At 55.3% G+C, this 15,688-nt stretch carries 17 protein-coding genes; 16 read left to right on the forward strand and 1 reads right to left on the reverse strand.

Annotated features, from left to right (window positions below; genetic code table 11):
- The first annotated feature begins 107 nt into the window (after window positions 1–107).
- The 10 genes from iscR (at window position 108) to sseB (ending at window position 8,011) form a co-directional block, all read left to right on the forward strand.
- The gene (gene iscR, locus FDP13_RS07585; protein ID WP_012768853.1) at window positions 108–602 is read left to right on the forward strand and encodes a Fe-S cluster assembly transcriptional regulator IscR; all 495 of its coding nucleotides are present in this window, start codon (window positions 108–110) and stop codon (window positions 600–602) included.
- 58 nt (window positions 603–660) lie between these two features.
- Entirely contained in the window at window positions 661–1,875 is a 1,215-nt protein-coding gene (gene iscS / locus FDP13_RS07590) for a cysteine desulfurase (protein ID WP_143839130.1), read from the forward strand.
- A 24-nt stretch (window positions 1,876–1,899) separates the two neighbouring features.
- Window positions 1,900–2,286, forward strand: coding sequence for a Fe-S cluster assembly scaffold IscU (gene iscU / locus FDP13_RS07595; protein ID WP_012768855.1), 387 nt, complete (start codon window positions 1,900–1,902; stop codon window positions 2,284–2,286).
- A gap of 28 nt (window positions 2,287–2,314) precedes the next feature.
- Window positions 2,315–2,638: an iron-sulfur cluster assembly protein IscA gene (iscA, locus tag FDP13_RS07600; RefSeq protein ID WP_012768856.1), complete on the forward strand. Its 324-nt coding sequence runs from the start codon at window positions 2,315–2,317 to the stop codon at window positions 2,636–2,638.
- 97 nt (window positions 2,639–2,735) lie between these two features.
- Window positions 2,736–3,254, forward strand: coding sequence for a co-chaperone HscB (hscB, locus tag FDP13_RS07605; RefSeq protein ID WP_012768857.1), 519 nt, complete (start codon window positions 2,736–2,738; stop codon window positions 3,252–3,254).
- Between the two features lie 74 nt (window positions 3,255–3,328).
- Window positions 3,329–5,179, forward strand: coding sequence for a Fe-S protein assembly chaperone HscA (gene hscA / locus FDP13_RS07610; RefSeq protein ID WP_012768858.1), 1,851 nt, complete (start codon window positions 3,329–3,331; stop codon window positions 5,177–5,179).
- Between the two features lies 1 nt (window position 5,180).
- Window positions 5,181–5,516 carry an ISC system 2Fe-2S type ferredoxin gene (gene fdx / locus FDP13_RS07615; RefSeq protein WP_012768859.1) on the forward strand — a complete coding sequence of 112 codons (336 nt, stop codon included), beginning with the start codon at window positions 5,181–5,183 and terminating at the stop codon, window positions 5,514–5,516.
- 11 nt (window positions 5,517–5,527) lie between these two features.
- Window positions 5,528–5,728, forward strand: a complete 201-nt coding sequence (gene iscX, locus FDP13_RS07620) for a Fe-S cluster assembly protein IscX (RefSeq protein WP_012768860.1) — start codon at window positions 5,528–5,530, stop codon at window positions 5,726–5,728.
- A gap of 100 nt (window positions 5,729–5,828) precedes the next feature.
- Window positions 5,829–7,124: an aminopeptidase PepB gene (gene pepB / locus FDP13_RS07625; RefSeq protein ID WP_143839131.1), complete on the forward strand. Its 1,296-nt coding sequence runs from the start codon at window positions 5,829–5,831 to the stop codon at window positions 7,122–7,124.
- 92 nt (window positions 7,125–7,216) lie between these two features.
- Complete coding sequence (gene sseB / locus FDP13_RS07630) at window positions 7,217–8,011, forward strand: enhanced serine sensitivity protein SseB (RefSeq protein ID WP_143839132.1); 795 nt, start codon at window positions 7,217–7,219, stop codon at window positions 8,009–8,011.
- A 116-nt stretch (window positions 8,012–8,127) separates the two neighbouring features.
- Here sseB and sseA read toward each other — a convergent pair whose 3' ends face one another.
- Window positions 8,128–8,982 carry a 3-mercaptopyruvate sulfurtransferase gene (sseA, locus tag FDP13_RS07635; RefSeq protein ID WP_143839133.1) on the reverse strand — a complete coding sequence of 285 codons (855 nt, stop codon included), beginning with the start codon at window positions 8,980–8,982 and terminating at the stop codon, window positions 8,128–8,130.
- 405 nt (window positions 8,983–9,387) lie between these two features.
- Here sseA and ndk point away from each other — a divergent pair, with 405 nt between their 5' ends.
- The 6 genes from ndk to hisS all read left to right on the forward strand — a co-directional run bounded on the left by ndk (window position 9,388) and on the right by hisS (window position 15,676).
- A complete protein-coding gene (gene ndk, locus FDP13_RS07640; RefSeq protein ID WP_012768864.1) occupies window positions 9,388–9,819 on the forward strand; it encodes a nucleoside-diphosphate kinase in 432 nt (143 codons plus the stop codon).
- 168 nt (window positions 9,820–9,987) lie between these two features.
- Window positions 9,988–11,166, forward strand: coding sequence for a bifunctional tRNA (adenosine(37)-C2)-methyltransferase TrmG/ribosomal RNA large subunit methyltransferase RlmN (locus FDP13_RS07645; RefSeq protein ID WP_012768865.1), 1,179 nt, complete (start codon window positions 9,988–9,990; stop codon window positions 11,164–11,166).
- 202 nt (window positions 11,167–11,368) lie between these two features.
- A complete protein-coding gene (pilW, locus tag FDP13_RS07650) occupies window positions 11,369–12,124 on the forward strand; it encodes a type IV pilus biogenesis/stability protein PilW (protein ID WP_012768866.1) in 756 nt (251 codons plus the stop codon).
- Window positions 12,114–13,091 carry a cytoskeleton protein RodZ gene (gene rodZ, locus FDP13_RS07655; RefSeq protein ID WP_143839134.1) on the forward strand — a complete coding sequence of 326 codons (978 nt, stop codon included), beginning with the start codon at window positions 12,114–12,116 and terminating at the stop codon, window positions 13,089–13,091. Before pilW ends, rodZ begins: the two co-directional genes overlap by 11 nt.
- A gap of 36 nt (window positions 13,092–13,127) precedes the next feature.
- Window positions 13,128–14,249 (forward strand): flavodoxin-dependent (E)-4-hydroxy-3-methylbut-2-enyl-diphosphate synthase, encoded by a 1,122-nt coding sequence (ispG, locus tag FDP13_RS07660; RefSeq protein ID WP_012768868.1) that lies wholly within the window; start codon window positions 13,128–13,130, stop codon window positions 14,247–14,249.
- Between the two features lie 152 nt (window positions 14,250–14,401).
- Entirely contained in the window at window positions 14,402–15,676 is a 1,275-nt protein-coding gene (gene hisS, locus FDP13_RS07665; protein WP_012768869.1) for a histidine--tRNA ligase, read from the forward strand.
- The last annotated feature ends 12 nt before the right edge of the window (window positions 15,677–15,688 follow it).

The raw sequence follows: 15,688 nt of genomic DNA on the forward strand, positions 1-15,688 counted from the left end.
TAGTTGACTGAAACACTCGGGAATGTCAGACTCATGACTGTGCTATGTATGCTTGACTCATAATACTTGTCTTAATAATACATGTTTATCTTACGGATACCACTAACATGAGACTGACATCTAAAGGCCGCTACGCCGTTACCGCCATGCTCGATGTGGCGCTGCATTCAAAAGAAGGCCCGGTTCCGCTGGCGGATATCTCCGAGCGTCAGGGTATTTCGCTTTCTTATCTGGAACAGCTGTTCTCTCGCCTTCGCAAGCATGGTCTGGTTGCCAGCGTGCGTGGCCCGGGCGGCGGCTATCTGTTGGGGAAAGACTCCGCCGAAATCGCTGTCGGCTCAGTCATCTCTGCGGTGGATGAATCCGTGGACGCTACCCGTTGCCAGGGGAAAGAAGGGTGTCAGGGCGGCGATCGTTGCCTGACCCATACGCTGTGGCGCGATCTGAGCGACCGAATCAGCGGGTTCCTCAACAACATCACCCTGGATGAACTGGTTAATAATAAAGAGATTCTGGACGTCGCGGATCGTCAGGATGCTGACGTGCGTCGTACCGCCAACGGACGCATACAAGAAACTATTAACGTCAACTTGCGTGCCTGAAAGAAAAAAGAACGAAACGCCTTGAACGTTTTGAAGTGATGTACGGAGTTTAAGAGCAATGAAGTTACCGATTTATCTGGATTATTCCGCCACCACGCCGGTCGATCCGCGTGTGGCTGAAAAAATGATGCAGTTTCTGACCCTGGACGGTACGTTTGGCAACCCGGCCTCACGTTCCCACCGTTTCGGCTGGCAGGCGGAAGAAGCGGTGGATATCGCCCGTAATCAGATCGCTGAACTGGTCGGCGCAGACCCGCGTGAGATCGTCTTTACTTCCGGCGCGACCGAGTCCGACAACCTGGCTATCAAAGGTGCGGCGAATTTCTACCAGAAGAAGGGCAAGCACATCATTACCAGCAAGACGGAACACAAAGCCGTGCTGGATACCTGCCGTCAACTGGAGCGCGAAGGGTTTGACGTGACGTACCTGGCGCCGCAGCGCAACGGTATTATCGATCTGAAAGAGCTGGAAGCCGCTATGCGTGACGACACCATCGTGGTGTCCATTATGCATGTGAATAACGAAATCGGCGTGGTGCAGGATATCGCCACCATCGGCGACATGTGCCGTAGCCGCGGCATCATTTTCCATGTTGATGCCACCCAGAGCGTAGGCAAATTGCCGATTGACCTCAGCCAACTGAAAGTCGACCTGATGTCTTTCTCCGGCCACAAGATTTACGGCCCGAAAGGGATTGGCGCGCTGTATGTGCGTCGCAAGCCGCGCGTGCGCATCGAAGCGCAGATGCATGGTGGCGGCCATGAACGCGGTATGCGTTCCGGCACCCTGCCGGTGCACCAGATTGTGGGGATGGGTGAAGCTTACCGCATCGCCAAAGAAGAGATGGCCGAAGAAGCGGTACGTCTGCGCAACCTGCGCAATCGCCTGTGGAACGGTATCAACGATATCGAAGAAGTGTACCTGAACGGCGACCTGGAGCAGGGCGCGCCGAATATCCTGAACGTGAGTTTCAACTACGTGGAAGGTGAGTCGCTGATCATGGCGCTGAAGGATCTGGCGGTGTCTTCCGGTTCGGCCTGTACATCCGCCAGCCTGGAGCCTTCCTATGTGTTGCGCGCGCTGGGGATGAGCGATGAACTGGCGCACAGTTCCATCCGTTTCTCACTGGGTCGCTTCACCACTGAAGAAGAAATTGACTACACCATCGATCTGGTTCGTAAATCCATCGGCCGTCTGCGTGATCTGTCTCCATTGTGGGAAATGTTCAAGCAGGGCGTGGATATCAACAGCATCGAATGGGCGCATCATTAATTCGCAGGAATCAGGACGCATATTATGGCTTACAGCGAAAAAGTAATTGATCACTATGAAAACCCGCGCAACGTCGGCTCGTTTGATTCGTCGGATCCGAGCATCGGCAGCGGTATGGTGGGCGCACCTGCCTGCGGCGACGTGATGAAACTGCAAATCAAGGTGAATGAGCAGGGGATTATCGAAGACGCCCGCTTTAAAACCTACGGTTGTGGTTCCGCCATCGCCTCCAGCTCGCTGGTCACCGAGTGGGTGAAAGGCAAGAGCCTGAACGAAGCCGAATCGATTAAAAACACCCAGATCGCCGAAGAACTGGAGTTGCCGCCGGTGAAAATTCACTGCTCTATTCTGGCTGAAGACGCTATCAAAGCCGCCATCGCCGATTACAAGAGCAAACGTGGCGACAAATAACGGGCAGATGAATTAGAGGTTTTTGCTTATGTCGATTTCCCTGAGCGACAGCGCTGCGCAACGCGTTAATGCCTTTATGGCCAATCGTGGCAAAGGCGTCGGTTTGCGTCTGGGCGTGAGAACGTCCGGCTGTTCCGGTATGGCGTATGTGCTGGAATTTGTTGATGAATTGAACACCGACGATGTGGTGTTTGAAGACAAGGGCGTGAAGGTCATTATTGATGGCAAAAGTTTGGTCTATCTTGACGGCACCGAGTTGGATTTTGTCAAGGAAGGGCTGAACGAAGGCTTTAAGTTCAATAACCCTAACGTTTCCAGCGAGTGCGGTTGCGGCGAAAGCTTTAATGTCTGACCGCCGGCCGGTCTGTTGACTGGTTTCCGCCGCGTTGTGTGCTCCGGCATGTAACGCGGCGGGCGTGCATGAATTGTCTGCGAACTCAGAGCACACTATGGATTACTTTGCTTTATTCGGGCTGCCGATTCGCTATAACGTGGATGGCAGCCTGCTTGCTTCCCGGTTTCAGGAACTGCAGCGCCAGTTTCACCCTGACCGTTTTGCCGCCAGTCCGGAACGTGAACGCATGATGGCGTTACAACAGGCGGCGACCATCAATAATGCCTATCAGGCGCTGAAACACCCGCTGAAACGCGCGGAGTATATGCTATCTTTGCACGGTTTCGATTTGAGCAACGAGCAGCATACGCTCCATGACACTGCATTCCTGATGGAGCAGATGGAACTGCGTGAAGAACTGGACGAGATTGAACGTCGCCCGGATGCGGAAAGTGCGCTGGCAACATTTGCACAGCGCCTGCAAGGGATGACCCGCCAGCGCAGCGAGCAGATGACGCGCGAGCTGGATGAGGAATCCTGGTCGGATGCAGCGGATACGGTACGTAAACTGCGTTTTTTTGATCGGCTCCGGCAGCAAGTCGAACAACTCGAAGAACAATTGCTGGAACGATAAGTCACATTCAATCCGGTAGGGCAATCATGGCCTGATGTCAGATTTGCCCGCCCGCCAATTGATGGAAGCTCAATATGGCCTTATTACAAATCAGCGAGCCAGGGCTGAGTGCGGCACCGCATCAGCAGCGTCTGGCCGTCGGCATTGATCTGGGAACGACCCATTCTCTGGTCGCCACCGTTCGCAGCGGTGAGGCACAAACGTTGCCTGACCATGACGGGCGCCACCTATTGCCGTCCGTTGTGCATTACGACGCCGACGGTCATACCGTTGGCTGGGACGCTCGCCGGCAGGCGGCGACCGATCCGGTCAATACGGTCAGCTCCGTCAAGCGATTGATGGGGCGTTCGCTCTCCGATATTCGTCAGCGCTATCCCCATTTGCCTTACCGGCTTGAAGCCAGTGAGAATGGCCTGCCGGTGTTGCAGACAGCCGGTGGTCCACGTAATCCGATTCAGATATCGGCCGATATTTTGTCGGCGTTGACCCGGCGTGCCGAAGAGGCGCTGAATGGGCTGCCTGACGGCGTTGTGATCACCGTGCCGGCCTATTTTGATGATGCACAGCGTCAGGGTACCAAAGATGCGGCTCGTCTGGCTGGTTTGCATGTATTGCGGCTGCTTAACGAACCTACCGCGGCGGCGATTGCCTATGGGCTGGATTCCGGCCAGGAAGGCGTAATCGCCGTGTATGATCTGGGCGGCGGCACCTTTGATATTTCCATCCTGCGTCTTAGCCGCGGTGTATTTGAAGTGTTGGCTACCGGCGGCGATTCCGCATTGGGCGGTGACGATTTTGACCATCTACTGGTCGAATGGATTCGTGAACAGGCCGGGATTACCGTACGCGACGATCATCAATTGCAGCAGGTGCTGCTGAATACCGCCATACAGACCAAGATTGCCTTGAGCGATGCGCAAACCGTGCCGGTATCGGTGGCGGGCTGGCAAGGCGAGATGACCCGCGAACAGTTCAACACCTTGATTGCGCCGCTGGTAAAACGCACGCTGCTGTCCTGTCGCCGTTCGCTGAAAGACGCGGGTGTCGATATGGATGAAGTGAAAGAGGTGGTGATGGTCGGCGGTTCCACCCGCGTGCCGCTGGTGCGTGAGCAGGTTGGCGAATTCTTTGGCCGTACGCCGTTGACCTCTATCGACCCGGATAAGGTGGTGGCTGTCGGCGCGGCTATCCAGGCGGATATTCTGGTGGGCAACAAACCCGACAGCGAAATGCTGTTGCTGGACGTGATTCCGTTGTCGCTGGGGCTGGAAACCATGGGGGGGCTGGTCGAGAAAGTGATTCCGCGTAATACCACTATTCCGGTGGCGCGCGCGCAGGAGTTCACCACCTTCAAAGACGGCCAGACCGCGATGATGATCCATGTGTTGCAGGGAGAGCGCGAACTGGTGCAGGATTGCCGTTCGCTTGGGCGCTTCACGCTGCGCGGTATCCCATCGATGCCTGCCGGCGGCGCACATATCCGGGTGACATTCCAGGTGGACGCCGACGGGCTGTTGAGCGTGACCGCGATGGAGAAATCTACCGGGGTGGAGGCTTCCATTCAGGTGAAACCGTCTTATGGTTTGAGCGACGATGAAATCGCCACCATGATCACCGATTCCATGCAGAACGCCCAGCACGATATTAGTGCGCGCCGGTTGGCTGAGCAGCGCGTGGAAGCTACGCGCGTGCTGGAAAGTCTCAACAGCGCGCTGGCGACGGATGCCGCTTTGCTGAACGATGAAGAGCGGGCGGCGATCGACGCTGCCAGCCTTCAATTGCAGCAGGCTGCACAAGAAACCGACGCCTCAGCCATTGAGGCCGCGATTAAAAAATTAGACCAACAAACCCAGGAATTCGCTGCCCGCCGGATGGATGAATCTATCCGCCGTGCGTTGGCGGGGCATTCCGTGGACGAGGTATAACATGCCCAAGATTGTTTTTCTGCCGCATCAGGATTTGTGTCCGGAAGGGGCGGTTTTGGAAGCGAACAGTGGTGAAACCATTCTGGACGTGGCATTGCGCAATGGTATTGAAATTGAACATGCCTGTGAAAAGTCCTGTGCCTGCACCACCTGCCACTGCATTGTTCGGGAAGGATTTGATTCGTTGCCGGAAAGCACCGAAGACGAAGACGACATGCTGGACAAAGCCTGGGGGCTGGAGCCGGAAAGCCGGCTGGGTTGCCAGGCACGCATCACCGATGAAGATCTGGTGGTGGAAATTCCGCGTTATACCATTAACCACGCACGCGAGCATTGACGGGATAACTCATGGGACTGAAATGGACCGATAGCCGTGAAATCGGCGAAGCGTTGTACGACCTGTATCCTGATACCGACCCAAAAACCGTGCGTTTCACCGACCTGCACCGCTGGATTTGCGAGCTGGATGAGTTTGACGATGAACCGGAGGCGTCAAACGAGAAGATTCTGGAAGCCATCCTGCTGGTATGGCTGGACGAAGCCGAATAACCGAATTAGTCAACGGGCTGCCTTGGGGTGGCCCGTTTTCTCTTTTTTCATCATGGCGATAGCGGGCTGATAAAAACAAAGCCCGATTTGGAGTAGATGTATGACAACTGAAGCGATGCTGATTACCCTTTCCCATCAGCCAGCGGACGCACGCTGGGGTGAGAAAGCCTCGTTAACCGCCAATGAGCAGGGATTTACCATCCATCTGTCCGGCGACAAGCCGCAGACCATTATTCAGCGTGCGGCCCGCAAAATCGACGGGCAGGGTATCAAACACGTCAAACTGGCAGGCGAAGGCTGGGATCTGGAAAGCAGTTGGGCGTTCTGGCAGGGGTATCGTGGTCCGAAGGGCAAGCGCACGGTAGAGTGGGCCACGTTGCCTGAATCACAGCAGCAGGAACTGAGTCGCCGCCTGAAGATCGTTGATTGGGTGCGCGATACCATCAATCTTCCGGCAGAAGATCTGGGGCCGGAACAACTGGCGACTCGGGCCATCGATCTGCTGTGCAGCGTGGCGGGCGAAGCGATTTCCTATCGCATTACCAAAGGCGAGGATCTGCGTGAGCAGAACTACGCTGGTCTGCATACCGTCGGTCGCGGTTCCGAACGTTCGCCGGTATTGTTGGCGTTGGATTATAACCCGACCGGCAAGGCAGACGCGCCGGTGCTGGCCTGCCTGGTTGGTAAAGGCATCACCTTTGATACCGGCGGTTATAGCCTGAAGGGCAGCAGTTTCATGGATTCCATGAAGTCCGATATGGGCGGTGCGGCGACGGTGACCGGCGCGCTGGCGCTGGCGGCGGCTCGTGGCTTGCAGCAGCGTGTGAAACTGTATCTGTGTTGCGCAGATAACATGGTCAGCGGCAATGCGTTCCGTCTGGGCGATATCATTCGTTATCGCAATGGTAAAACCGTTGAGGTTATGAATACCGATGCCGAAGGGCGTCTGGTGCTGGCTGATGGCCTGATTGACGCCGCCGAGCAGAACCCGCAGTGGATTGTGGATTGTGCGACCTTGACCGGGGCGGCCAAAACCGCGTTGGGTAATGATTACCACGCGCTGTTCAGTTTCGACGATGCAATGATTGACTCGCTGATGGAAAGTGCCCGCCGCGAAGGCGAGCCGTTCTGGCGTCTGCCGCTGGAAGAGTTCCATCGCCAGCATCTGCCGTCTAACTTCGCCGAGCTCAATAACGTGGCGGGTGCGGCACACACCGCAGGCGCCAGCACGGCGGCGGCGTTTCTGTCTCACTTTGTGAAAAACTACCAGCAAGGCTGGCTGCATATCGACTGTTCCGCGACTTACCGCAAATCGGCGGTGGAGCAGTGGTCTGCCGGCGCTACCGGCCTGGGCGTGCGCACGCTGGCCGACTTCCTGCTGAATAAAGCGGGTTAACCGGGTTCTGGCAATGTGAAGATGAACAGGGAGCCGATGTTCCCTGTTGTCGTTACTGTGCTTACCGCTGACGTTAAGCGTTGAGGAGAGTTATGGAGTTTTCACCCCACAATCGGCTGGAAGAGGTGTTAAAGCTGGCCGCATCGGAGCCGGCGCATCGGCCTGAGTTTTTCAGCGAACTGCTGGAGGCGACGGTGTATGTGCTGGGCCACAGCGAAGAAGAGATGTCTGGCGAAAGCAGCCTGCTGGCAGGCGGCGGGCTGCAATTGCAGCACTGGGAAAAACCGGACGGTGATTCCGCCATTCCGTTTTTTTCTTCGCTGGAGGTATTGCAACTGGCGGTGACCGACGAACAGGCGTTTCTGGCGTTGCCAGTCAGAACCCTGTTCGATATCACCCGTGGCGCCACGTTGTTTCTCAATCCGAAGTTGCCATATGGCAAAGAATTTTTGCCGCAGGAGATCGAACACCTGTTGTCCAACGAGGGGAGTGGTCTGGTGCAGCAGCATCTGCTGGATGGCGATGCCGAACTAAAAATCGGCGTTCCGACGGAGATGCCGACCCAGATGATTGATTCCCTGACTCAGTTGTTCAGTAAGCACCGCAACGTAAAACGGGCGTTTTTGGCGCAGATCCAGGAGCCGGATGAAGATAGGCCGCACTTACTGATCGGTCTGGATGTGCATGGCGACGATCTGGACGAGTTGATTCAGGCAACCGGATCGGTGGCGACGGATACCCAGCCGGATGACCGCCCAATCGATATTTGTCTGGTGAATAATGACGAACCCGGCATCAGTCACTTTTTAATTCGCCACACCACGCCGTTTTATGAGCGTAAATGGGGAAGTTTCCTGCGCGAATTCAAGCATAGCGGCCAGGCATAGCGCGCGGTTAAAGGCAGAGCGAAACGAATAAAAAACGGCGCAGGCGGATTGGCCCTGCGCCGTTTTTTATTGTCAGACGTAAACCACCTCCTGATGAGATGGTGATTGTTGCCGACTCACCCGGTGACGACAGGCAAATCGTCGCGCGCCCCCCATTCGCTCCAGGAGCCGTCGTAGAGCGAAACCTGCGGCGCATTGAGCACAAACAACGCCAGCATCACCACCGATGCGGTCACACCGGAGCCGCAACTGGCGACAATCGGGCGTTGGATATCGACGCCAGCCTGATGAAAGATAGCCGCCAGTTCGTCTGCCGGTTTGAGCGCGCCATTTTCAACCAGCAGGCTCCAGGGAACGTTGACGCTCCCCGGAATATGACCGCGACGCAGCCCCGGCCGGGGTTCATCCACCTCACCGAGAAAGCGAGGCGCGGGGCGGGCATCAACAATTTGCTCATCGCCGGTACGGCAAAGTGCCAGCACGTCATTGAGAGAGCGAATAGCGCCGGCGGCAGGCGGTTGGGCGTGGAATACACTGGCGGTTGGCGACACATCGCCCTGTTCCAACGGCAGCCCTTGCTGCTTCCAGCCCGATAGTCCGCCACTGAGGATCGAAATGTGCGAAGCGCCCGAAAGCTTCAGCATCCACCAGGCTCGCGGCGCAGAAAACAGGTTGCCTTCATCGTAAATCACCAGATGCTGCCGTTCGTTGAGCCCCAGCTTGCCCAATGCGTCGGCAAAGGTGGTGATGTTCGGCATCATGTGCGGCAGCGCGGTGTGGTGGTCTGAAAGGGATTCGATATCAAAAAATACGGCGCCAGGCAGATGCTCCGCACGGTATTCGGCGGCGATATCGCGCGTATCATTGCCCGGCGGCAACATACGGGCATCAATCAGGGCGATATCATCATCGTGACGATGTGCATTCAGCCAGGACGCGCTGACAAACAGTCCGGCGGTAGATATAGACATAAAACCTCCCCGTATGAGCCGATTCTTCGACTCTGAATGAGCAATATAGGCCATTGTCTGGAATATTCCTGCCTCCGGCAAGACGTCTGGCATTGATGCACAGCCTGAACCCATCCTGTTATATATATACAGGACAATAGGCTAAATTTTTTTTACGAAAATGTTATTTTCCTGATGGGAAAGTCATGGCGGTGCCTCTATAATCTGCGCCACTTTACACTGGCTGGTATTATAATTTTATCTATACCCGTCATACTTCATGTTGCAGATGCGTTGGCTTTCCTTGCTCACCCTGGTCACTTACTTATGTAAGCTCCCGGGGATTCGCTGCGTCGCCGCCTTTCTGCAACTCGAATTATTTAGGGTATAACCAGCTGTTATGACATGTTGTTGGATGAGGCCAATATGACGGTAGAACGTACCTTCTCTATTATCAAACCGAACGCAGTTGCCAAAAACGCGATTGGTGCAATTTACGCCCGTTTTGAAAGCGCGGGTTTCACCATTATCGCGTCTAAAATGCTGCACCTGAGCCGTGAGCAGGCGGAAGGTTTTTACGCCGAGCACAAAGGCAAACCGTTTTTTGACGGCCTTGTTGATTTCATGACGTCCGGTCCGATCATGGTGCAGGTGTTGCAGGCTGAGAACGCCGTACAACGTAACCGTGACATCATGGGCGCCACCAATCCGGCCAACGCGCTGGCGGGTACGCTGCGTGCGGATTATGCCGACAGCTTTACTGCAAATGCGGTGCACGGTTCTGATTCTATTGAATCAGCCGAGCGTGAAATCGCTTACTTCTTCAGCGCGGATGAAATTTTCCCGCGTAGCCGCTAATTTGGGCGAAACATCCCTTCCTCGGTAAAAAATGCAACTGAGGTAGCGCCGGTGTTATAAAATTTGTACAATGCCGCGCCCCGGGTGAGCACGCGCTTAGCCGGGGCGTTTCTTTATCCGTTTCCCTTTCGCGCCATAACGTGTAACAACGAGGCCATGAGTCAAATTATGTCTGAGCAAACCGTATCTCCCGTCGTTGCTGTGTCCGACGCTATCGCCGTTGCCGCTAATAGCAATGAAAAAATCAACCTGTTGGATTTCAATCGTCAGCAAATGCGCGCTTTTTTTGCCGAACTGGGTGAAAAGCCGTTCCGCGCCGATCAGGTCATGAAATGGATCTATCATTACTGTTGTGATGATTTTAATCAGATGACCGACATTAATAAGGTGCTGCGCGGCAAGTTGCAGGCGATCGCGGAGATTCGGGCGCCGGAAGTGGTGGATGAGCAACGCTCTTCCGATGGCACCATCAAGTGGGCGATTCTGGTTGACGGCCAGCGTGTGGAGACGGTGTATATTCCGGAAGAAGATCGCGCCACACTGTGCGTTTCTTCGCAGGTTGGTTGCGCGCTGGAGTGCAAATTCTGTTCTACCGCGCAACAGGGTTTTAACCGCAACCTGCGTGTATCCGAAATTATCGGGCAGGTATGGCGTGCGGCGAAAATCATCGGCGCGGCTAAAGTGACGGGGCAGCGGCCTATCACCAACGTGGTGATGATGGGGATGGGGGAACCGCTGCTGAACCTGACCAATGTGGTGCCGGCGATGGAAATCATGCTGGATGATTTTGGTTTCGGCTTGTCTAAACGCCGCGTGACGCTGTCAACGTCCGGCGTAGTCCCTGCGCTGGATAAGTTGGGCGACATGATCGACGTAGCGCTGGCGATTTCCCTGCACGCGCCGACGGATGAAATTCGTAACGAAATCATGCCGATCAATAAAAAGTATGATATAGAAACCTTCCTGGCTGCGGTCCGTCGCTATCTGGATAAGTCCAACGCCAATCAGGGGCGGGTGACGGTGGAATACGTGATGCTGGATCACATCAACGACGGCACCGAACATGCCCATCAGTTAGCTGAATGCCTGAAAGATACGCCGTGTAAGATTAACCTGATCCCGTGGAACCCGTTCCCCGGCGCGCCTTATGGCCGCAGCTCCAACAGCCGTGTCGATCGTTTTTCCAAGGTACTGATGGAGTATGGTTTCACCACTATCGTGCGTAAGACCCGTGGCGATGATATTGATGCCGCTTGTGGTCAGTTGGCGGGTGAAGTGGTGGATCGTACCAAGCGTACGCTGAAGAAAAAGATGCAACGCGATACGATTGCGGTAAAAACCGTCTGAAAGTGATGTGAAATCAACCTGCTTTCTTCGGAAAGCAGGTGATAAATACGGTTGCGGGGCTTATCATACGGTATGGTCGATGATGACCTGCCGGTAAACGTGTCGCTCGGGTGTTATCGGCGGCAGGCTGTTACGACGAACGGATCTCGATGACATGCCGCGGATTTGACGTGCCGGGATGGCGCGTAAGGGAGTATCAGGGATGAAAGGGATGTCGCTGGGTAAGAACATAGCGCTGATGGCAATCATTGGGTTGTTGGTTGGGTGCGCGCAGTCGTCATCGCAGTCGAGCAGTCCAGCGGCAGCGCAAACGCGGTTGCAACTGGGGTTAGAGTATCTGGCCCGCAATCATCTTGATGCCGCGCGCGAGAATCTGCAAAAAGCAGAACAGCTTGCACCGGATGATTACCGCATTCAGCTAGGCATGGCGTTGTACGAGCAGCGTATTGGTGAGAATCAGGCTGCTGAAAAGCGCTATCGCCGCCTGTTGCGACAGGCGCCAGCCAATGGCGGCGTGATGAATAATTACGGTGCGTTTCTCTGTGGTTTAGGGCAGTATGTAACGGCGCAACAGCAGTTTGCCGCTGCCGTGCAACTCCCTGATTACCATCAGGTTGCTGATGCACTTGAGAATGCGGGATATTGTTTTCTCAAGGCCGGGCGACCCGATGATGCCGGTCAGTGGTTTCGTCGTGCGCTGAGGTACGATCCTGCTAAAGGAAATCGGCTTCTGGCGGAAGCGGATAGCCGTTTCGCCGCCGGGCGCCATGATCAGGTGCGATTGCTCCTGAATGTTTATCAGTCACAGCTTCCGGCAACGGCTGAAAGTTTGTGGCTACAGATTCGTTTCGCCGCGCTGGCGGGTCATCATGACGAAGTACAACGTTATGGAGGGGTGCTGGCGCGAAGTTTTCCACAATCCAAACAGTACCAGCAGTTCTTAGCTAATGAATACTGAAGCCACTCAAGATAATACTGCAGCAACAATAATGACCCCGGGCGAACGTTTGCGTGAAGCGCGCGAGCAGTTGGGACTCACCCAACAGGTTGTTGCCGAACGGTTGTGCCTGAAAGTATCGACCGTTCGTGAAATAGAAGATAACAATACGCCTGCTGGCCTTGCCCCCACTTTTCTTCGTGGTTATATCCGCTCCTATGCCCGACTGGTTCACCTTCCTGAAGATGAATTGCTGCCGATGCTGGAAAAGCAGGTTATGCCGAGCCGCGTTTCCAATGTCGCGCCGATGCAGAGCCTGGCATTAGGTAAAAGCCGTAAGAAGCGCGATGGTTGGTTGATGTTGTTTACCTGGTTGATTTTGCTCGGCGTGCTGGGCCTGACGGTGGCCTGGTGGTGGCAGAATCACCAGGCACAGCAGCAAGAAATTAATTCGATGGTGGATCACGCCAACGCGTCTCAGAACCGTAAAGACGGGCAGGCCGGCGATGCAAATAGTGATCCGGAGCCGGTAGATACCGACGACAATGTCGCAACCGGTGGGCAATCTATCGCATTGAACTCGCCTGCGGCGGTGCCGTCACAGTCGGCCGTTACCCCACAAGCGGACAGCGGCGCAGCGTCTTCGTCTCAGGCACCCGCGCAGGCTTCTGGACAGCCACTGCTCAACCAGGCGGCGATTGCACCGGCCAGCGCTGTGCCGGCAACGGATGCGTCAGGTGCGCCGGGGGCTATCGTGATGCGCTTTACCGCGGATTGCTGGCTGGAAGTGGTTGATGCGGCGGGCAAGAAGCTGTTTAGCGGCGTACAGCGTAGCGGTAATGTGTTGAATTTGACCGGCCAGGCGCCGTACCGGTTAAAAATCGGTGCGCCGGGCGCGGTACAGGTCGAGTTTCAGGGTAAACCGGTAGATTTGAGCCGGTTTGTCAAAAGCCATCAGGTGGCTCGTATTACGCTGACGGCAGAGTAACGGTGTCGTCGCGCTGGCAATTGTGGAGAAGAAGTGATGCATAATCCTGCACCCATCAACCGTCGCAAATCAACCCGAATTTACGTCGGCAAGGTGCCTGTCGGTGATGGTGCGCCGATTGCAGTGCAGTCGATGACCAATACCCGCACTACCGATGTCGACGCCACCGTCAGGCAGATCAAGTCGCTGGAGCGGGTTGGTGTGGATATCGTGCGGGTGTCGGTGCCGACAATGGATGCCGCTGAAGCATTTCGTCTGATTAAGCAGCAAGTGGATGTCCCGTTGGTCGCGGATATCCATTTTGATTACCGTATTGCGCTTAAAGTGGCGGAATATGGCGTCGATTGCCTGCGCATTAACCCCGGTAACATCGGCAGCGAAGAACGTATCCGTTCGGTGGTGGATTGCGCGCGCGACAAAAATATTCCGATCCGCATCGGCGTCAACGCCGGTTCGTTGGAAAAGGATCTGCAGGAAAAGTATGGTGAGCCGACGCCGGAAGCGCTGTTGGAATCCGCCATGCGTCATGTGGATATCCTTGATCGCCTTAATTTTTCTTCGTTCAAGGTTAGCGTTAAAGCGTCGGACGTGTTTCTGGCGGTGCAATCCTATCGTTTGCTGGCGTCTCGCATCGATCAGCCGCTGCACCTGGGGATTACCGAAGCGGGCGGCGCGCGCAGCGGCGCGGTGAAATCCGCCATCGGCCTTGGGTTGCTGCTTTCCGAAGGTATCGGCGACACTCTGCGGGTCTCGCTGGCGGCCGACCCGGTAGAAGAAGTCAAAGTGGGTTTCGACATCCTCAAGTCTTTGCGTATCCGTTCCCGCGGCATCAACTTTATTGCCTGCCCGACCTGTTCTCGTCAGGAATTCGACGTGATCGGCACGGTGAATGCGCTGGAACAGCGGCTGGAAGACATCATTACACCGATGGATGTGTCGATCATCGGTTGTGTGGTCAATGGTCCCGGCGAAGCGCTGGTGTCGACATTGGGCGTGACCGGCGGCAACAAAAAAAGCGGCTTTTACGAAGACGGTGTTCGTCAGAAAGAGCGCTTTGACAACGATAATATGATCGATCAACTGGAAGCCCGGATCCGAGCCAAGGCTTCTATGCTGGATGAGAAACAGCGTATCGCCGTCAATATGGTGGATAAGTGATCCATTCGGCCTGGACGCTGTCCGGTACGAATTCCTGAACTGAAGCACCCGATGATAGCGGCAACGACATTGAAGAGATTGCGTCGCTGCTTCTATAATCGGGTCTATTTTTTAACAGCGCATTACTTTCTGAAAACGCATAGAGAACTGACGTGGCAAAGAATATTCAAGCCATCCGCGGCATGAACGACTACCTGCCAGCCGAAACGGCACTGTGGCAGCGTATTGAAGATAGCCTGAAACAGGTACTCCGCGGGTACGGCTATAGCGAAATTCGTACACCGATCGTTGAGCAGACTTCGCTGTTCAAACGTGCAATCGGCGAAGTGACCGATGTGGTTGAAAAGGAAATGTACACCTTTGAGGATCGCAACGGCGATAGCCTGACTTTGCGTCCTGAAGGTACCGCAGGGTGCGTGCGCGCCGGGATTGAGCACGGCATTTTGTACAATCAGGAGCAGCGCCTGTGGTATACCGGGCCGATGTTCCGTCATGAGCGTCCGCAGAAAGGGCGTTATCGCCAGTTCCATCAGTTGGGTTGTGAAGTGTTTGGTCTGAAAGGGCCGGATATCGATGCAGAAATGATCCTGATGACCGCTCGCTGGTGGCGAGTGTTGGGGATTGATCAGCATGTCAGTCTGGAACTGAACTCGATCGGCTCGCTGGATGCGCGCGCCCGCTACCGTGAAGCGCTGATTGCCTTCCTGGAACAGCATAAAGATCAACTGGATGAAGATTGTCTGCGCCGCATGTATACCAATCCGTTGCGCGTACTGGACTCCAAGAACGCGCAGGTACAAGCGTTGCTGGATAACGCACCGGTGCTGACTGATTATCTTGATGACGACTCGCGCGCGCATTTCGATGAATTATGTGAACTTTTAACCGAGTCTGGCATCCCATATAAGGTTAATTCGCGGCTGGTTCGTGGGTTGGACTACTACAACCGGACGGTTTTTGAGTGGGTGACCAGCAGTTTGGGATCTCAGGGAACGGTGTGTGGCGGCGGTCGCTATGACGGCATGGTTGAACAGCTTGGCGGCTCAAGCACCCCGGCGGTGGGATTTGCCATGGGACTGGAGCGTCTGGTGCTGTTGGTGCAGACGGTCAATCCGGCGTTTGCCGCGCAATCTGGTGTGGATGCGTATTTGATTTCATCCGGTGTCGGCACGCAACATGCGGCGATTAAACTGGCGGAAAAAGTGCGCGATGCGTTGCCGCAGTTGACGTTGATGACTAACTATGGCGGCGGTAATTTCAAGAAACAGTTTGCTCGTGCGGACAAGAGTGGGGCGCGGGTCGCGCTGGTACTGGGTGAAACCGAAGTGGCTACCGGGCAGGTAGTACTGAAAAACCTGACCAGCGGCGAGCAGGAAACCCTGTCTCAGGCGGACGTAGCAGCGCGTCTGGCGGCGTTACTGAATTAAGGAGAAAGGCAG

Origin of the sequence: Dickeya sp. ws52 (genome assembly GCF_007210685.1) — a bacterium.
GTDB lineage: Bacteria > Pseudomonadota > Gammaproteobacteria > Enterobacterales > Enterobacteriaceae > Dickeya > Dickeya chrysanthemi.